This is a genomic window from Methanohalobium sp. (genome assembly GCF_018609725.1).
In the GTDB taxonomy this organism is placed as follows: Archaea; Halobacteriota; Methanosarcinia; order Methanosarcinales; family Methanosarcinaceae; genus Methanohalobium.
Window position 1 is genome coordinate 20072 of record NZ_JAHENT010000045.1, and the last position, 14741, is coordinate 34812.

The window sequence follows — 14741 nt, forward strand, 5'->3', positions numbered from 1 at the left end:
TTGAAATTAACAATAGTGCATTTGTCAATAAAAAATTGTCGGTGATGTTGATATTTCAGTTATTTATATAATCCTGTATTTCTATCTTTATCACGGTGATAGTTATGGATTGTTTGTTTTGTAAGATAATATCAGGTGAAGTTCCATCCAGCAAGGTTTATGAAGATGAATCTGTATACGCATTTCTTGATATAGCACCTTCGTCCACCGGGCATACACTGATTATGCCAAAAAAACATATAGAAAATTTCAATGAAATGTCTCCTGACGATGCGGCATCATTTTTTAAATCAGTTAACAAAATTGCAAAAACTGTTGAAAAAGGAGTTTCTGCAGATGGTTCAAATATAGGGCTTAATAACGGCAAAGTTGCAGGACAGGAAGTGCCGCATGTACATATCCATCTGATACCGAGATACGAAGGTGATGGAGGAGGAGGAATGAAATCAATAGTTCACACAAACCCGGAAACTGATAATCTGGACGAAATTGCTGCCAGAATAAAAGATGCATTTTGATAATACTTTTATTTTAAAAGTGATTTGAAATCTTCACGGTTTTGCATTTTCTTAAAATCTGCATCTTTTTTTGCTCTTTCTTTATAATAACTGTCATATTCAATTGCAAATTTTAAATACAACAAAGCACTGTCAGTGTCATCTAATAATGAATATACACAGGACATATTGTACCATGCATTGGCATATTTTGGATTAATGTTTAAGGCTTTATCATAGGCTTTTAATGCTTTGTTATATTGACCCATATAGGTGTATATAAGCCCTTTACTGGTCAATGTTACTGTCATCTTCGGGTTTTAATTCCAGAGATTTGTTGTATGCTTCTAAAGCTTCATTGTACATTTCCATTTTGGTCAATAAAAACCCTTTATTGTACCAGACAATTGATTTATTCGGGTTTAGTTTCAGAGATTTGTTGTATGCTTTCAGAGCTTCATTATATTTTCCAAATCCTTCAAGAATAGTACCCTTGTAAAACCATGCCACATCATATTCTGAATTTAATTCTAGTGATTTATTGTATGAATCTAAAGCTTTTTCACTATGCCCCTGTATTTTTAGAACGTAGCCTTTCTTTGCCCAGAAATATCCGCTTTCGGGGTTTAATTTGATTGCTCTGTTATAGGATTGCAGTGCATCTTCATACAGGTTAAGTTTTTCCTGAACAGTACCCTTGTAATCCCATGTTTCTTCATTATCCGGATTTATTGTGATAGCCTTGTTAAAAGCTTTGAGGGCATCTTCATAACTTCCAAGTTTGTTTAATATATGTCCTTTATTAATCCATGCAGTTTCATTATTTGGATTTATTTCAAGGGCTTTGTCATATGATTCCAGTGCTTTTTCATATTTTTCTAAACCATCATACAATATACCTTTTTCAATCCAGATAAAATCATCATCGGGGTTTAAATCACTGGATTTTTTGAAAGTTTCCAGAGCCAAATCATAATGGTTGAGGTTTTTAAGCGATAATCCTTTACATTTCCATGCTACACTGTCTTCAGAGTTTATTTTTGCGGCTTCATCAAAAGCTTCTGTAGCCTCTTTATAACGTTCAAGAGCCGTTAAAGCAATGCCTTTTCCAATCCATCCAATATTATCATCAGGTTTGATATCAACAACTTTATTGAACGCTTCCAGTGCTTCTTCATGCTTTTCAAGTGTATTAAGTTCAAATCCTTTATTCTTCCATGCGGTTACATCTTTGGGATTTAATTTTAGAGCTCTATTGAAAATATGCAGCGCATCTTTGTGCCTATTGGCGTATCTGTACAATTCACCTTCTTTAACCAAACCTTTAGTTTTTCTTATTCTGTTAATATAAAAGAACAAGGGAATTAATATAACAACAATCAGTAAAATAAGTATAATATGTATATTCCTAATCATAATATCCCTTTATAAATCCGGATTTATCTAACCTTGGGTACTATTCAACTAACAAATACAATAGTTTCTGAAGTTGTAAAATAATATTATAATGAATCAATAAATATATTTTCATTAACGTATTATATTAAAATAAATTAGTAGGGTTGAAACTGTATATCAGTTCTATCTACCAATTCTCTTATATAAACAAATAGACTACTGTCACTATAAGGATGAAATCTTTCAAAACCCCTTTAAAGGCATTCTGGCAGCTTAAAATTAGAAAAAGACCTTTTGTACTATCTCATGCCATAAATTCACAGTGCAACATGAGATGTAAGTTCTGTGAATACTGGAAGGAAGATAAAGTGGAAATGAGTACAGATGAAATTTTCAGAATGCTTGATGATGCAAAATCTTTCGGTATAGGGGTTTACAATGCATGGACAGTTGAACCGCTTTTAAGAGATGATCTTTCTTCAATTCTTGAACATGCGCACCATCTTGGTATGATGACATCTCTGATAACAAATGGAAAGCTTCTTGAAAAAAAACTTGATGAGTTGGAATACTTGGATTTGCTTTCTGTTTCTGTTGACGGGTTGGATAGTTATAAAGATATAAGAGGTATTGATTTTGAAACTATACTTCCGGGTATAAAAAAGGCAAAAGAAAGGCTACCTCTTATGATTAATTGTGTTATCAGTGGTAAGAATCTGGATGATATTGTTGACCTGATAAATCTGGCAGATGAACTTGGAGTTAAAATATCTTTTGAGCCCATGTATGAATTTGAAGGTATTTCAGAAGAAGTGTGGGATGAGTTCGGCGTTAAGGATATGGATAAGTATCATCGCACAGTTGACAGGATAATCCAGATGAAAAAACAGGGTTATCCAATAATCAATTCCTTAACCTATCTTAAAATGGTGAGAGATTTGGATATGGGTTATAAATGCCATGCTAACGATGTTATTCTAAATATAGCAGAGAATGGTACTATAGAGAATTGTAGGGTTCACAGAAATAAACTAGGTCATATAAATGAGGGGATAGAAAACGTTTGGAGCTCATCAAGGCATAATGTAAGAGAAACTACAAACCAATGTCAGGGTTGTCTGTTTTTTGGTTATGTTGAAAATAGTTTACTCTACGAATTTAAACCAGAAGTAATGAAAAATTATGACTGGATGTAATCTGTTAATTTTTTAACAATTGAACATTTATTTTGTCATTTACACCGGCGTTCAGTTTATTTGCAGCATTACCCTTGTTAACCGAAACTTCAAAGAATCCACTGCTTGATATAAGGGCTACCAGTTCATTCTCATTTACAAATCCATAGGTCTGCAGGAGAGGCATTTTTTTGTTGAATATTTTTAAATATGTTCCAAACTCAGCGAGTTTAAAAATTGTTTCTGCAGGTATATTAGTTATAATATTTCCAAAATCATCGATGTATATTACTCTACCTTCAACAGTATCGTTTTGCAATTTAGCTTTTCCAAAATCCAAATCAACATAATCATCGATTCTATGGCCTACATTTTCAATTTTTAAACCATTTGAAATATGTGCTCCCACTGGGGCAAATATATCACGTCCGTGAAAAGTAGCCGAAATTTTAGAACCTGTTAAACTTTTGTTTGTAATTTCAAAAACTTCAAAATCATTGTTTCCTATTTTACGTGCGGCAGGCATCATAAGCCCATTATCAGGTCCTACAAAATAGTCACCTCCTGCACGTATTGCAACAGGTCTACGTTCTGTACCTACACCTGGGTCAACGACTACGATATGGACGGTTCCTTCCGGGAAATATTCAGCGACCGAATATAGAGAAAATGCACCTGTATATATGTCAGCTTGAGGTATTGAATGAGTGATGTCTACGATATCGACACTATCATTTATTTTTAAAATTACGCCTTTCATTGCGGCAGGATACAGTGAGCCAAAATCATTAAGGAGCGTAATAACCGACATATACTAAAGATTTGTCTGGTTCTATAAACAATTATTGATTATATACAGGATAGGATAAATTAAAAAAAGTAAGGTAAAAGCATTACTTTGCAAGGTCGTAATGCTGGTTTACAATTTTAAGTGCGCAGAAGTCTCCACACATAGTGCAGGCATCTTCATCTTCAGGGGCTCTGTCATTTCTGATTGACCTTGCATTCTGGGGGTCTATGGCAAGGTTATACATTTTTTCCCAGTCAAGGTTACAGCGTGCACGTGCCATATCAAGGTCATTGTCTCGTTTGCCAAGTTTTACCATGTCTCCTACATGAGCGGCAATCTTTGAGGCTTTGACACCCTCTCTTACATCATCAACGTTTGGAAGTGCAAGGTGTTCTGCTGGGGTGACATAGCACAGGAAGTCACAACCGGCTGCGCTCGAGGCTGAGGCACCTATGGATGTAACAATATGGTCCTGTCCTGGTGCTACATCAGTGACCAATGGCCCAAGCATATAGAATGGTCTGTTTCCGCTCATGGATTTCATGAGTTTGACATTGGTCTCGATTTCGTCCATTGGTACGTGACCGGGACCTTCCACTATTACCTGAACACCTTCATTTTGAGCCTGTTCGGCAAGTTCAGTGTTTATAATCAATTCCTGAATTTGTGCTCTATCAGTGGCATCATGGACTGCACCTGCACGCATTCCATTGCCCATTGAGAGAACTACTTCATGTTCTTTCAGGATTTCAAGCAGGTAATCAAATTCACTGTAGAGAGGGTTTTCTTTTTCATTGTAAAGCATCCATGTACTCATGAATGCACCGCCTCTGGAACAGAGACCTCCGTAACGGCCGTGTTTTTTGAGCCTGTCCAGTGTGACGTTGTTAATTCCGGTGTGTATAGCCATGAAATTTGTACCAAGTTTTGCCTGTTCTTCGGTGGCTTTGAACAGGTCATCTTCGGTCATATCAGTAATAGAACCGCGTTTTTGTGCAGCTTCTATGAATGCCTGATAGAGAGGTACAGACCCAACTGACAGGGATGTATTATCAACAACTTTTTTCCTTACCTCAAGGAAGTCTCCGCCTGTACCAAGTTCCATGAGAGTGTCTGCACCAGCTTCTTCTGCAGCTTTTGCTTTTTCAACCTCAAGACCTATGTTGGATATATCGGATGATGAGCCTATAGAAGCATTCACTTTTGTTGAAAGCCCTTCACCAATTCCACATAGTTTAACATCTCTGTAAGGGGAAGTTGGTATAACAATTCTTCCGTTGGCTACTCCTCTTCTTATATATTCGGGGTCAAGACCCTCTTTTTGTGCAACAACTTTCATTTCATCTGTTATTTTTCCATTGACTGCATCTTCTAATAGTGTCATAATCAGACCTCTTTAAAGTTAACTTTGTTATTGTTCGTTTCTATGCAAATATTTTATTTAAAACTTGTCAAAAAATATTCTTTAGTTCTAATCAAGTAAATTTGATTTTAAATTTCTTGGTAATGGAACTCTATAGGCGTATAAACAAATTCAGTTTCTTAAATCTTTGATAATGATTGGTTTAATATTGTATCATATAACTAAAAAGCTATTATAAAAATGAATTGTTTAGTTTTAAAATCTATATTTTCTAAAAACTTTTTAAGTAATAGTAGTGATAAATCAACTGGATTTTTTCTGTAGTAAAAACCCAAAAAAGTATTATATCTCGGGTTATATTATTGTTATAATATTAGTTTAATGGTATAATTTATATTATTAAACTACTAGCGAGGTATAAAGGTAATTGTTTGGAGTATTTTGATATAATGATTCATTCCTCTCCTCTCTTCAACATAAAATAAGGACAAGAGGCATCGTAATATACATATTCCCCATAGTAAATAACCCCACTCCCAACCCGCATTGGATTGAGAGCCCCCTTTGACTCTCAATCGCAGGTTTTCGGGTCGAAAGAAAAACCACTAAAACTTTCGACCGTGCATCCTTCTAATGTTGTAATTGTATTTAACAAAAACGCTGATTAAAATTTAACAGCGTTGAAATTTTTAATACCTTTAAATATTATTACGGTTTATTTAATATCGAAACCAGTAAGTTTTTTATCCTTTTATTTCTAAAAGTCTTGTATGAGGATATGGGATATACCTCCTGATAAATTATGCCGAAACCATTTACTCGGTGAACATAGAGAGCTTCATGCATTGTGGTCAATAATTATCAACAATAAGAAGGCTTATTCAAATCATCCTGAAACTCTGCGCTGGAAGGATAAACTTAGAGCACTGTATTTGAGACATGAAAAACTGGTCGAAGAAATGGATAAAAGAGGATATAATCATCAATCTCCTCTTGATACCAGATTTGCAACAGGCAGTAATACACAAGATGAATTCATAGATTCATATGAGAAGCAGGTAAATATTTTGAAAGAAAAAAATTGCGGATGTAGTGTTTAAATTTAAGATTATTTTTTATTTATAGAACGAAGATTACGCATTGTTTCTCTGTGAAGTGATACAACCAAATCGCTCATTAACCCGAATATGAACATCTGTATACCCGAGATAATAAGAAGTGCTGTAAGAATTGTTAGAGGCAGATGAGTAATCCCTTTTATCCATTCAATTACTACAAAAATGCCAGTAAGTGTGCCAAGAATAATTACCACTGCACCGATGACACCAAAATAAAACATCGGATTATGCATTTTTGCAAGTTTGTATATTGTCATTCCTATTCTGAAACCATCTTTTAGTGGGTTGAGTTTGGTATCTGCATCCTCATGTCTTGCCAGATAAGTGATTGGAACTTCAACTACGCTAAATTCTTTTTTGATGCTTTCAATCGTCATTTCTGATTCGATTTCAAAACCGGTTTCTTTAAGTTCCAGTGTTTTTATAGCTTCATGGGTAATGGCACGGTATCCAGATAGGATATCGTTCAATTTTTTCCTATATGCATAACTAAATAATTTATTAAGAGCCCGGTTTCCTATAAGGTTTAGTCGGGTAAAAGCTTCAGGTTCATAATTTGCAAACCGGTTACCTATAACATGCTCTGCTTCTCCATTTAGTACAGGAGATAGCATTGCATGTACATCCGATGGTAGATACGTTCCATCCCCATCTACCATCACAACATATTCGCTTTCTATTATGTTGAAAGCTTCCTGTACTGCCTGACCTTTACCCTTGCCGCTCTGGACAACTACACTGGCTCCTTCTCCTTCTGCCAGTTCACAGGTTCTATCTGTGCTGTTGCCGTCGATAACGAATATATTGTCAAATCCTTCAGATTTGAAACCCCTTATTATTTCTACAATGGTAGATTCTTCATTAAGGGTGGGTATTAGTATACAAACGTTTTCGTTTTTTGGAGTATTCACATTCATCCCTTTATAGGAGCCCCATACCATCTAACTGGTTTCTTACCACTTCTACCCCGCGTTCACAGTGGTCAGGGGATTTACCTCCGGTAACTACCAGTTTTCCTGAACTAAATATCAAAACTACTACTTTTGGGTCATCAATACGATATACTAAACCAGGGAACTGTTCAGGTTCATACTCTATGTTTTCAAGACCAAGACCTATAGCAATAGCATTCAGATTGAGTACTGCATGCAGGTCAGCAGATGCCACAATATTCTGAACAGTAATTACTGGGTCTTTGATGGTTTCAATACCGATGTCGTTGAGCTTTTTAGCCATGTTTCCGATAACAACATGCACGTCATCCACATTTTTGGCGCCTGTGCAGACGACTTTACCAGAAGTGAAAACAAGGAAAGCAGCTTTTGGATTGGATACCCTGTATACAAGACCTGGGAATTTTTGTTTGTTGTATTCTGCGCCTTCAAATTCTGCTTCTATTTTTGTTAAATCAAATTCTTCTGCAAGTTTGGTGGAAGCCACCACGTTTTCGATTTTGATGTTGTAATCTTCTTTATAATCTGCCATATTTTTGGTCCTGACTATTTGATTATTCTATATTTTTTATATCCTTATATATAATAGCAAAAAGTAATTTATTCATTTATAAAAGTTACTTAAATACATGTTTTTTTTAAAAATGTTTTGGATATTTGAAATCACAATATCGCAAAATTATAGTATTAAAAGTAAAAAAAGTAAATTTTGAAATCAGAGGTATGAAGTAATAGGGCGCAGTCCATTGATGCCCCTATATAAATTTATAATCTGCAGGGTTTATAAGTTTGCCCTATTTACGATAGTATCTGCTACTTCTTTTGCACTGTTAAATGGAAAATCGTCTTTTTTGAGTAGTTTTCCTGCTTCTCCAGCGGTGACTTCTACATCTTCTGATTTGCAGGTTGTATCTGCTCCTTCGGGGAATGCGTTCAATAATTCTTCAGGTGTGTTTATCGGGAATTCTGCACTTTGGAGAGCCTCTTTTATCTGTTTGTGGATGTCATCTTTTATACTCATATTTTTCACTAATATCACCTATTGTCAGTCACAAATATATAGTTAATCGTTATAATTATATACTAATAACTTATTTGGTGTATAACAATAACTTAGTTTTGATTAGGTTTATGGAGGTCTACCAATGTCTACTGTTGAGAGTGAATATAAAAACGAACTCCAAGAGATAAAAGAAGAAATCAGTTCCATGCGTAAGGAATTCAACCGTTTTTTTGAATATTCGAATCAACAATATCTTGAACAAATATTGCAGGATATGAAGAACAATTTTTCCAGAATACTTATTGATTATGTTGTCGAGGACAGCAAAAATTCACTTGATGAAAATATGATACAGGACTGTAAGATGAAAAATTTCTGTGAATCAATATTTAATGATTTTCTGCAGGGAACTGCTCAACTATTAAATAATGACAGTGTAGACCCAGAAACAATCGAGCAGTATTATGAACAATTTAATGAATTGAAAAAAGAAAAAGCAAAGTATCCAAAATGTGAGACATGTTTTTCTGAGGCTTCAAAACTGTTTGAAAAACAGGTTAACCTTATGCGTTCATTAAAAATATATGAAAAAGAAGATGATAAAGAAAAAATCCAAAATCTTCCCGTGGAAGAAGTTGTTAAAGATGTATGTGATCCCATAGCGAATAAACAAAGGCTTACAATACTAAAATCTATTGCAACCGACACAAAAAGTTTCACACAGCTATCCAAATTAACAGGTCTTAATGGTGGTAATCTGCTCTTTCATCTCGACAAACTTCTTAATACAGGTATGATACAGCAAATAAGTGAGAGGGGAGACTATATTATAACTGGAAAAGGATACGCAGCATTAAAAGGAATATCCAATGTTTATTCGCAAATAAAACTATAATAATGATAAAACATCAGTTTTGACCTTCAATGTTATCCAGTCCATTGATTATTGTATCATATCTTTTACAGACCCTGTCAATCAAGTGGATGTCGGATTGATGGGTGGAAATAAGTATATCAGCATTTTTACCAATTTCCTCTCCATCACTTGATTCGCCATAATCAGGTCCGATTAAAATACCGTCAGCAGATACACTGAGTCTGAGGTCATTCACCAGTCTTGCTACCATATTTGTTTCCGGTTTGACTTTACGGCTGATGACAAGTGCTTTTGATAAGTATTTATCCTTTAAATCCCTGATATAATCGATGCTTTCCTGTGATTTATCACTGTCTGATATGTTTTCCAGTTTCTTTATCGATTCAATCAGATCGTCGAAAGTGGTAGAGCTAACTTCGATGATTTCTCCATCGTAATATCCTTTTACATTTTCTGAATATCCTTTTGGAATAATAAGCTTGTAAACATCCTCCAGTGAATCGATATCATCTTCAGTTGGGTTATAAATATTAATGACTCTGTAATCGTCGATTCCGCACAGTTCCATAAGTGATTCGTACATCGGGGTGACCGCTATAACCTTCCTTCCAAGCCATCTGTCAAGACCTTTCTGTCCGCTCTGTTCACGGGAAAGTTCTATAATTTTTTGTTTTATCGATTCAGGGTCATTGGATTCAAGTCCAAAATAATCGACAAATAGTGGAGTGGTTTCAAGTAATTTTGTTCTTCCATATGCACTTGTGCGGATAAATCCCCTGTCTTGGAGTTCTTTAACATGTTCATAGGCAGAATTACCTCTTAAATCTACAAGGTCAGATTGGGTGATGGGTTGGTGGTAAGCTATCATGGAAAGGGTTCTAAGTATAGGTGAACTGAGTTCTCTTGGAGCAAGTTTGCTGACAAGTTCGCTAAATTCAGGTTTAACTTGCATCACATATCTTTCTCCAAGATCCAGTATTTCAAGTCCTGTATCACCGTCAGTATATTCTTCAATAAGTGTTTGAACAACTGATATGGTATGTTTTTTGGATTTGCTTATAATTCTTGTGAGTGTCTGTATATCAACTGTATTACCGGCAGCAAAAAGTGCTGCTTCGATAATTTGTTTGTCTCTTAATTTTTTGTTCTCATTAGCCATAAAACATCTTACCCTTCAGACATTCCATTACTGGGAAATATATAAAGTTCTCCAAAAAGCTCCTCCTGATTCAATTTAATTTTTCTGTCAGCAGCAAGAAACAGAAGGGACAGGTAGGTCATGACCTTTTCAGAACGTTCACCATTGGAAATTTCGGAAAAAGAAGTGTAGCTTTTGTTTTTAAACATTTCTTCCAGTTTTTCGTACAAACCTTCTGCACGACCGGTAATATCTTCCTCATGTGCAATATCAAGTACATCATCGGTAGAGGATTGTTCTATTTCCTCTTTTCTATCTATCTCTTTTTTACTATGATTTCGCTCTTTTCTTCTGGAATCTACTTTTTCAGCCTTTTTTAGTTCTGTAACGAGTTCATTTAAAGTAACAGGGCGCTTGGAATTTCGCCTTACAGGAAGATTTGGAACAGGATAATCCTCTACTTCTGAAAATTCGATTTCATCATCCATATCCAGAGAATCAGGCTCTTCGTCCTCATTCTCTTCTTCTTCCTGGATGATGCCGGTGGATTTCATACGAAGTAAAACGGAAGCATAAAGCAAAGTTCTTGCTGATATCCTTAAATCCATCAGTTTCATTTGTTCAATCTTGTCCAGAAATTTATCTGTAATATCAACGATATCAATATCCCATGGATCGATATCTCCATCATTTGCAAGATTTACCAGCATTTCAACAGGTTCATTCATTACATCATCGGATAACTCAATCTGGGATTCATCCAGACCAAGCATCTGAAAAGTTTTTATATATTCAGGATCATGGTTGGTATCGTTTTTATTTTCACCAAATGAACCTGATTCAATTTCGTATACGTTTTTTGATACCTGATCTGTTTCCACGTTTTTCACCACAGTTTTAATACAGTTTAACGCCTGTGATACTGGTATTGTTATTTTCCTGCATGGTAACTCCAAGAGTCCTTGAAGCAGATTCAATCATGGGCTTCCGGAGTGAGACCACTATAAACTGAGCATCGTTCACGGATTTTTTTATACGCTGTGCGACCCTTTCAGAATTAGCACCATCAAGGAACATATCGATTTCATCAAAGGCATAGAATGGAGCTGGACGATAAGATTGGATTGCGAAAACAAACGCAAGAGCCGTCAGACTTTTTTCTCCGCCTGACATTGCTTCCAGACGTTGCAGGCTTTTGTCTTTGGGTTGGGCTTTGAGTGTAAGTCCTCCAGAAAACGGCTCTTCATAATTATCAAGAGCTAGTTCACCTGTTCCATCTGAAAGTTCATTGAATATGGATGAGAATGCTTCATTTATTCCATTAAATGTCTCCATGAACGTTTCTTTTTTGAGCTTTTCATATTGCTCTATACGTTCCAGAATCTGCTCCCTTTCATTTGAAAGGGTGTCTCTCCGGTTTTTCATCTCTTCATGTCTATTCAAAACCTCATCATACTCATCGATAGCCCGCATATTGACAGGTTCAAGGTCTTCCATGGCTTTTTCAATCGATGCAATCCTTGTACGTACAGTTTCATAGTTGGGGACTTCTTCAGTTTCCTCTATTCCCCGCTGTTCCAGTTCGCTTCTTAATTCATCTATTTGCTCTTTAAGAGAGCTTTTTGTAGATTCAAGCGCTTGGAGTCGGTTACTTGCATTTTCAAATTTGGATTTGATGGAATTGTAATCTTTTTTGAGGTTGTCATATTCGGTTTGTTTGTTCGACCTCTCATCCTGTAACTCTTTGAGTTCATCACCCAGCTCTTTTTCCCTTTCCTGTTTGCTGGCAAGATTATTTTCCAATTCTTTAATTTTTTCTTTAAAGGATTCAATACGATCTTGATGGCTTGATTTTTTCTCATCAAGCTCTTCTATGAGTTCCCTATCATCGCTAATTCTTTTGTTGGCGTATTCAAGGTCAAGATTCAATGAATTGATATTACTGTCAATATCACGTATACGTCCTTCCAGCCTCTGGATTTCTTCGTTCAGATTATCAGCTTTTTCATTGAGTTCAGGTATTTCAGAATCGGCAAGTTCTTCTTCAAGTTCTGATATTTTCTCATCAAGTTCGTTTTCTTTTTTGGTTTTCTCATCCTTATCTGCAACGACCTTATCCATCTCTTCTTTGAGTTCTTTACGTGATTCTTCTATTTCTTCAAGTTCTTTGTTTTTGGATTCTATGAGCTGGGATAGTCGTTCCTCTCTGCTTGAGATTTCCTCAAGTTGCATCTGTTTTTTGGATATTTCATTTTCGTAATCGTTGATTTCCTGTTTGACATCAGAAATTTGACTTTCAACATCATCAAGTTTTTTGATTGTGTTGTTGCGTTTGGAATCGTATTCGGTGATTTTTTCCGCTATTTTTGTAAGCTTTTCCTTCTCTGCCGCGGCAAAAGAAAGACCTGAACGCTGCTGTTTGGATCCGCCACTCATGGCTCCACTTTTTTCGACAAGTTCTCCATCAAGGGTTACCATTCGGAGTCCGCCCATGAGTTTACGGGCGTTTTCCAGACTATCCATCACCAGAGTATCTCTGAATACGTACCAGAAAGCAGGTTCAAATTTATCATCAAAATCAATAAGATCTATCGCATAACCTACAACGCCTTCTTTATCCGAGAGGTCTTTGTAGGGTCTGCGTTTTTCAAGTTTTTTTAGAGGGAGGAATGTTGCTCTTCCAGCTTTATACCGCTTTAAATATTCGATTGCTTCTGATGCATCTTCATCATTTTCAGTAACAACAGCCTGCATACGTCCACCTGCAGCTATCTGCAGAGCGGTAGAATATTTTTCGTCTGCTTGCCCCAGTTCAGCAATAGTTCCATAGATTCCCTGAAGTTTCTTATTATCTTTTGCAGATATAACCGTATCAACCGCTTTTGAGTATTTGCTGTTTTCCTCTGCAGCACGGACTCGGGCTTCAACTTGTGCATATTCCTGCTGATGTTTGCGGAGTTCTTCTTCATGTTCATTCAATATTTCTTTAAGCTGGGAGCGGTTGCTTTCAAGGTCATCGAGGTCTTTGTTCAGTGACTCGATTTTTTCGTTCAGTTTATCAATTTCATGTTGAACAGAGCGGGTATCGCTATCTGAAGATTCGATTTTTTCTTTAGCATCTTGTATTTCGTTTTCTATATCCCTTTTTTCTGCGGATTTACGTCTTACTGCATCAAGCAAGCGGTTTTCTTCACGAATCAGTTCACTTTTTTCATTCTTAATCTGTTCACGTTCATTTTTGAGTTCAGACAGATTGTCCCGGGTTTCGGCAAATTTGGCATCAACATCATTGATTTTGCTCTGCAGAAGTTTCAGTTCGTTTTTACGTTCGTTGAGTTCAGAATTGATACTTTCTTTGCGTATTTCTTCATCATTGATTTTTGATTCAAGTTCTTCAACCTTGGATTTGGCTTCATCGATATCTACAAGAGTTTTACGTCGTCGGGTATCTATGTCCTGTATTTCGTTTTCAGCAATTTCAATACTGCCATTACACCTTGAAATCTCTCCCCTTATCTCTTCAATATCCTTTTTTATCTGGATTTGTTCCTTTTCACCCATATTCTGGATTTGGTTTGTAAGGTCAGAGAGGGTTTTTTCAAGTTCTTGCAGTTGTGCATTTTTTTCATCCAGTAATTTTTGTAGTTCTTCTACTGAATTCTTCTTGGATTCAATATCACTGTTTACAGATTCAAGCTCTTTTTTTGCGTCCTTTAATTTTGAAAGGATAACAAAACCTTCATACTTTCCTTTTTCCTGTTTCAATGATTGGTATTTAAGTGCCTGGTCCCGTTCATCCTTGAGTTTATCAAGCTGGCTGTTAACTTCTTCGATTATAATGTCTACTCTTTCAATGTGTTCTCGTACGGTTTCAAGTTCATTCATCGCTCTTTCTTTTTTGTTGTCAAATTCGGATACACCTGCGATTTCATCGATGATTTTTCTCCTTTCTACAGGGGTCATGGTTATAATCTGGGTGACATCCCCCTGCATGACAACATTGTATCCTTCGGGTGTAACTTTTGCTTTGGCGAGATAATTATGAATGTCTTTCAAACTTACAGATTTTCCGTTAAAATAAAAATAGCTGTAATACCCACTTTCAGTTTCCTTTATTTTTCGCGTAATCTCAACTTCATCAGCTTCCACAGGCATTTCATTGTCAGAGTTGTCAAAACGGATTTTAACCTGTGCGTACTGTGGCTTATTACTGGAATCGGGATTATAAATTAGGTCTGTAAGTTTTTCAGCACGCATAGTTCTTGAATTGGACAGACCCAGTGCGAATAGGATACCATCAATTATGTTTGATTTACCACTTCCATTTGGTCCGGATATGGTTGTAAAATCGTCAAAAAATGGTATCTTTACCTTTTTACCAAAGGATTTGAAATTCAGGAATTCAATTTCCTTTATGTACACGTGCAAC

At 35.9% G+C, this 14741-nt stretch carries 14 protein-coding genes; 4 read left to right on the forward strand and 10 right to left on the reverse strand.

The window, feature by feature from the left end; translation table 11 throughout:
• Window positions 1-104 precede the first annotated feature (104 nt).
• Window positions 105-518, forward strand: a complete 414-nt coding sequence (locus QZ276_RS02500) for an HIT family protein (protein WP_292484974.1) — start codon at window positions 105-107, stop codon at window positions 516-518.
• A gap of 8 nt (window positions 519-526) precedes the next feature.
• Here the strand turns inward: QZ276_RS02500 and QZ276_RS02505 are convergent, their stop codons facing one another.
• Window positions 527-808: a tetratricopeptide repeat protein gene (locus QZ276_RS02505; protein WP_292484976.1), complete on the reverse strand. Its 282-nt coding sequence runs from the start codon at window positions 806-808 to the stop codon at window positions 527-529.
• Entirely contained in the window at window positions 786-1817 is a 1032-nt protein-coding gene (locus QZ276_RS02510) for a tetratricopeptide repeat protein (protein WP_292484978.1), read from the reverse strand. The genes QZ276_RS02505 and QZ276_RS02510 overlap by 23 nt, the downstream gene beginning before the upstream one ends.
• 311 nt (window positions 1818-2128) lie before the next feature.
• Between QZ276_RS02510 and QZ276_RS02515 the strand changes: the two genes are divergently transcribed.
• On the forward strand, window positions 2129-3091 hold the full coding sequence (locus tag QZ276_RS02515; protein ID WP_292484980.1) for a radical SAM protein: 963 nt from the start codon (window positions 2129-2131) through the stop codon (window positions 3089-3091).
• A 4-nt stretch (window positions 3092-3095) separates the two neighbouring features.
• Here the strand turns inward: QZ276_RS02515 and QZ276_RS02520 are convergent, their stop codons facing one another.
• Window positions 3096-3881, reverse strand: a complete 786-nt coding sequence (locus QZ276_RS02520) for an S-adenosyl-l-methionine hydroxide adenosyltransferase family protein (RefSeq protein WP_292484981.1) — start codon at window positions 3879-3881, stop codon at window positions 3096-3098.
• 82 nt (window positions 3882-3963) lie between these two features.
• Window positions 3964-5244 carry a phosphomethylpyrimidine synthase ThiC gene (gene thiC, locus QZ276_RS02525; protein WP_292484983.1) on the reverse strand — a complete coding sequence of 427 codons (1281 nt, stop codon included), beginning with the start codon at window positions 5242-5244 and terminating at the stop codon, window positions 3964-3966.
• Window positions 5245-5993: 749 nt separating this feature from the next.
• On the opposite strand from thiC, the gene QZ276_RS02530 reads away from it, so the two are divergent.
• Window positions 5994-6323, forward strand: a complete 330-nt coding sequence (locus QZ276_RS02530; RefSeq protein WP_292484985.1) for a pyrimidine dimer DNA glycosylase/endonuclease V — start codon at window positions 5994-5996, stop codon at window positions 6321-6323.
• Between the two features lie 8 nt (window positions 6324-6331).
• Here the strand turns inward: QZ276_RS02530 and aglJ are convergent, their stop codons facing one another.
• The 3 genes from aglJ to QZ276_RS02545 all read right to left on the reverse strand — a co-directional run bounded on the left by aglJ (window position 6332) and on the right by QZ276_RS02545 (window position 8315).
• The gene (gene aglJ, locus QZ276_RS02535) at window positions 6332-7258 is read right to left on the reverse strand and encodes an S-layer glycoprotein N-glycosyltransferase AglJ (protein ID WP_292484986.1); all 927 of its coding nucleotides are present in this window, start codon (window positions 7256-7258) and stop codon (window positions 6332-6334) included.
• 4 nt (window positions 7259-7262) lie between these two features.
• A complete protein-coding gene (locus tag QZ276_RS02540; protein WP_013195514.1) occupies window positions 7263-7826 on the reverse strand; it encodes a TATA-box-binding protein in 564 nt (187 codons plus the stop codon).
• A gap of 249 nt (window positions 7827-8075) precedes the next feature.
• The gene (locus tag QZ276_RS02545; RefSeq protein ID WP_292484989.1) at window positions 8076-8315 is read right to left on the reverse strand and encodes an MTH865 family protein; all 240 of its coding nucleotides are present in this window, start codon (window positions 8313-8315) and stop codon (window positions 8076-8078) included.
• A gap of 124 nt (window positions 8316-8439) precedes the next feature.
• On the opposite strand from QZ276_RS02545, the gene QZ276_RS02550 reads away from it, so the two are divergent.
• Window positions 8440-9192 (forward strand): winged helix-turn-helix domain-containing protein, encoded by a 753-nt coding sequence (locus tag QZ276_RS02550; RefSeq protein ID WP_292484990.1) that lies wholly within the window; start codon window positions 8440-8442, stop codon window positions 9190-9192.
• A 13-nt stretch (window positions 9193-9205) separates the two neighbouring features.
• Here the strand turns inward: QZ276_RS02550 and scpB are convergent, their stop codons facing one another.
• Genes scpB through smc form a run of 3 tightly spaced genes read right to left on the reverse strand, consistent with a single transcriptional unit; the run spans window position 9206 to window position 14734 of the window.
• Window positions 9206-10333: an SMC-Scp complex subunit ScpB gene (gene scpB, locus QZ276_RS02555; protein ID WP_292484992.1), complete on the reverse strand. Its 1128-nt coding sequence runs from the start codon at window positions 10331-10333 to the stop codon at window positions 9206-9208.
• A gap of 8 nt (window positions 10334-10341) precedes the next feature.
• Window positions 10342-11193, reverse strand: coding sequence for a segregation/condensation protein A (locus QZ276_RS02560; protein WP_292484994.1), 852 nt, complete (start codon window positions 11191-11193; stop codon window positions 10342-10344).
• Between the two features lie 16 nt (window positions 11194-11209).
• Window positions 11210-14734 (reverse strand): chromosome segregation protein SMC, encoded by a 3525-nt coding sequence (gene smc / locus QZ276_RS02565; protein ID WP_292484996.1) that lies wholly within the window; start codon window positions 14732-14734, stop codon window positions 11210-11212.
• Window positions 14735-14741: the final 7 nt, after the last annotated feature.

What these genes read in the sequence shown, in the direction of transcription:
- QZ276_RS02530 (WP_292484985.1), top strand. Translation starts at nt 5,994, where the DNA reads ATGAGGATATGGGATATACCTCCTGATAAATTATGCCGAAACCATTTA.
- QZ276_RS02520 (WP_292484981.1), bottom strand. Translation starts at nt 3,881, where the DNA reads ATGTCGGTTATTACGCTCCTTAATGATTTTGGCTCACTGTATCCTGCC.
- QZ276_RS02540 (WP_013195514.1), bottom strand. Translation starts at nt 7,826, where the DNA reads ATGGCAGATTATAAAGAAGATTACAACATCAAAATCGAAAACGTGGTG.
- aglJ (WP_292484986.1), bottom strand. Translation starts at nt 7,258, where the DNA reads ATGAATGTGAATACTCCAAAAAACGAAAACGTTTGTATACTAATACCC.
- QZ276_RS02550 (WP_292484990.1), top strand. Translation starts at nt 8,440, where the DNA reads ATGTCTACTGTTGAGAGTGAATATAAAAACGAACTCCAAGAGATAAAA.
- thiC (WP_292484983.1), bottom strand. Translation starts at nt 5,244, where the DNA reads ATGACACTATTAGAAGATGCAGTCAATGGAAAAATAACAGATGAAATG.
- QZ276_RS02500 (WP_292484974.1), top strand. Translation starts at nt 105, where the DNA reads ATGGATTGTTTGTTTTGTAAGATAATATCAGGTGAAGTTCCATCCAGC.
- QZ276_RS02545 (WP_292484989.1), bottom strand. Translation starts at nt 8,315, where the DNA reads ATGAGTATAAAAGATGACATCCACAAACAGATAAAAGAGGCTCTCCAA.
- scpB (WP_292484992.1), bottom strand. Translation starts at nt 10,333, where the DNA reads ATGGCTAATGAGAACAAAAAATTAAGAGACAAACAAATTATCGAAGCA.
- QZ276_RS02505 (WP_292484976.1), bottom strand. Translation starts at nt 808, where the DNA reads ATGACAGTAACATTGACCAGTAAAGGGCTTATATACACCTATATGGGT.
- QZ276_RS02515 (WP_292484980.1), top strand. Translation starts at nt 2,129, where the DNA reads ATGAAATCTTTCAAAACCCCTTTAAAGGCATTCTGGCAGCTTAAAATT.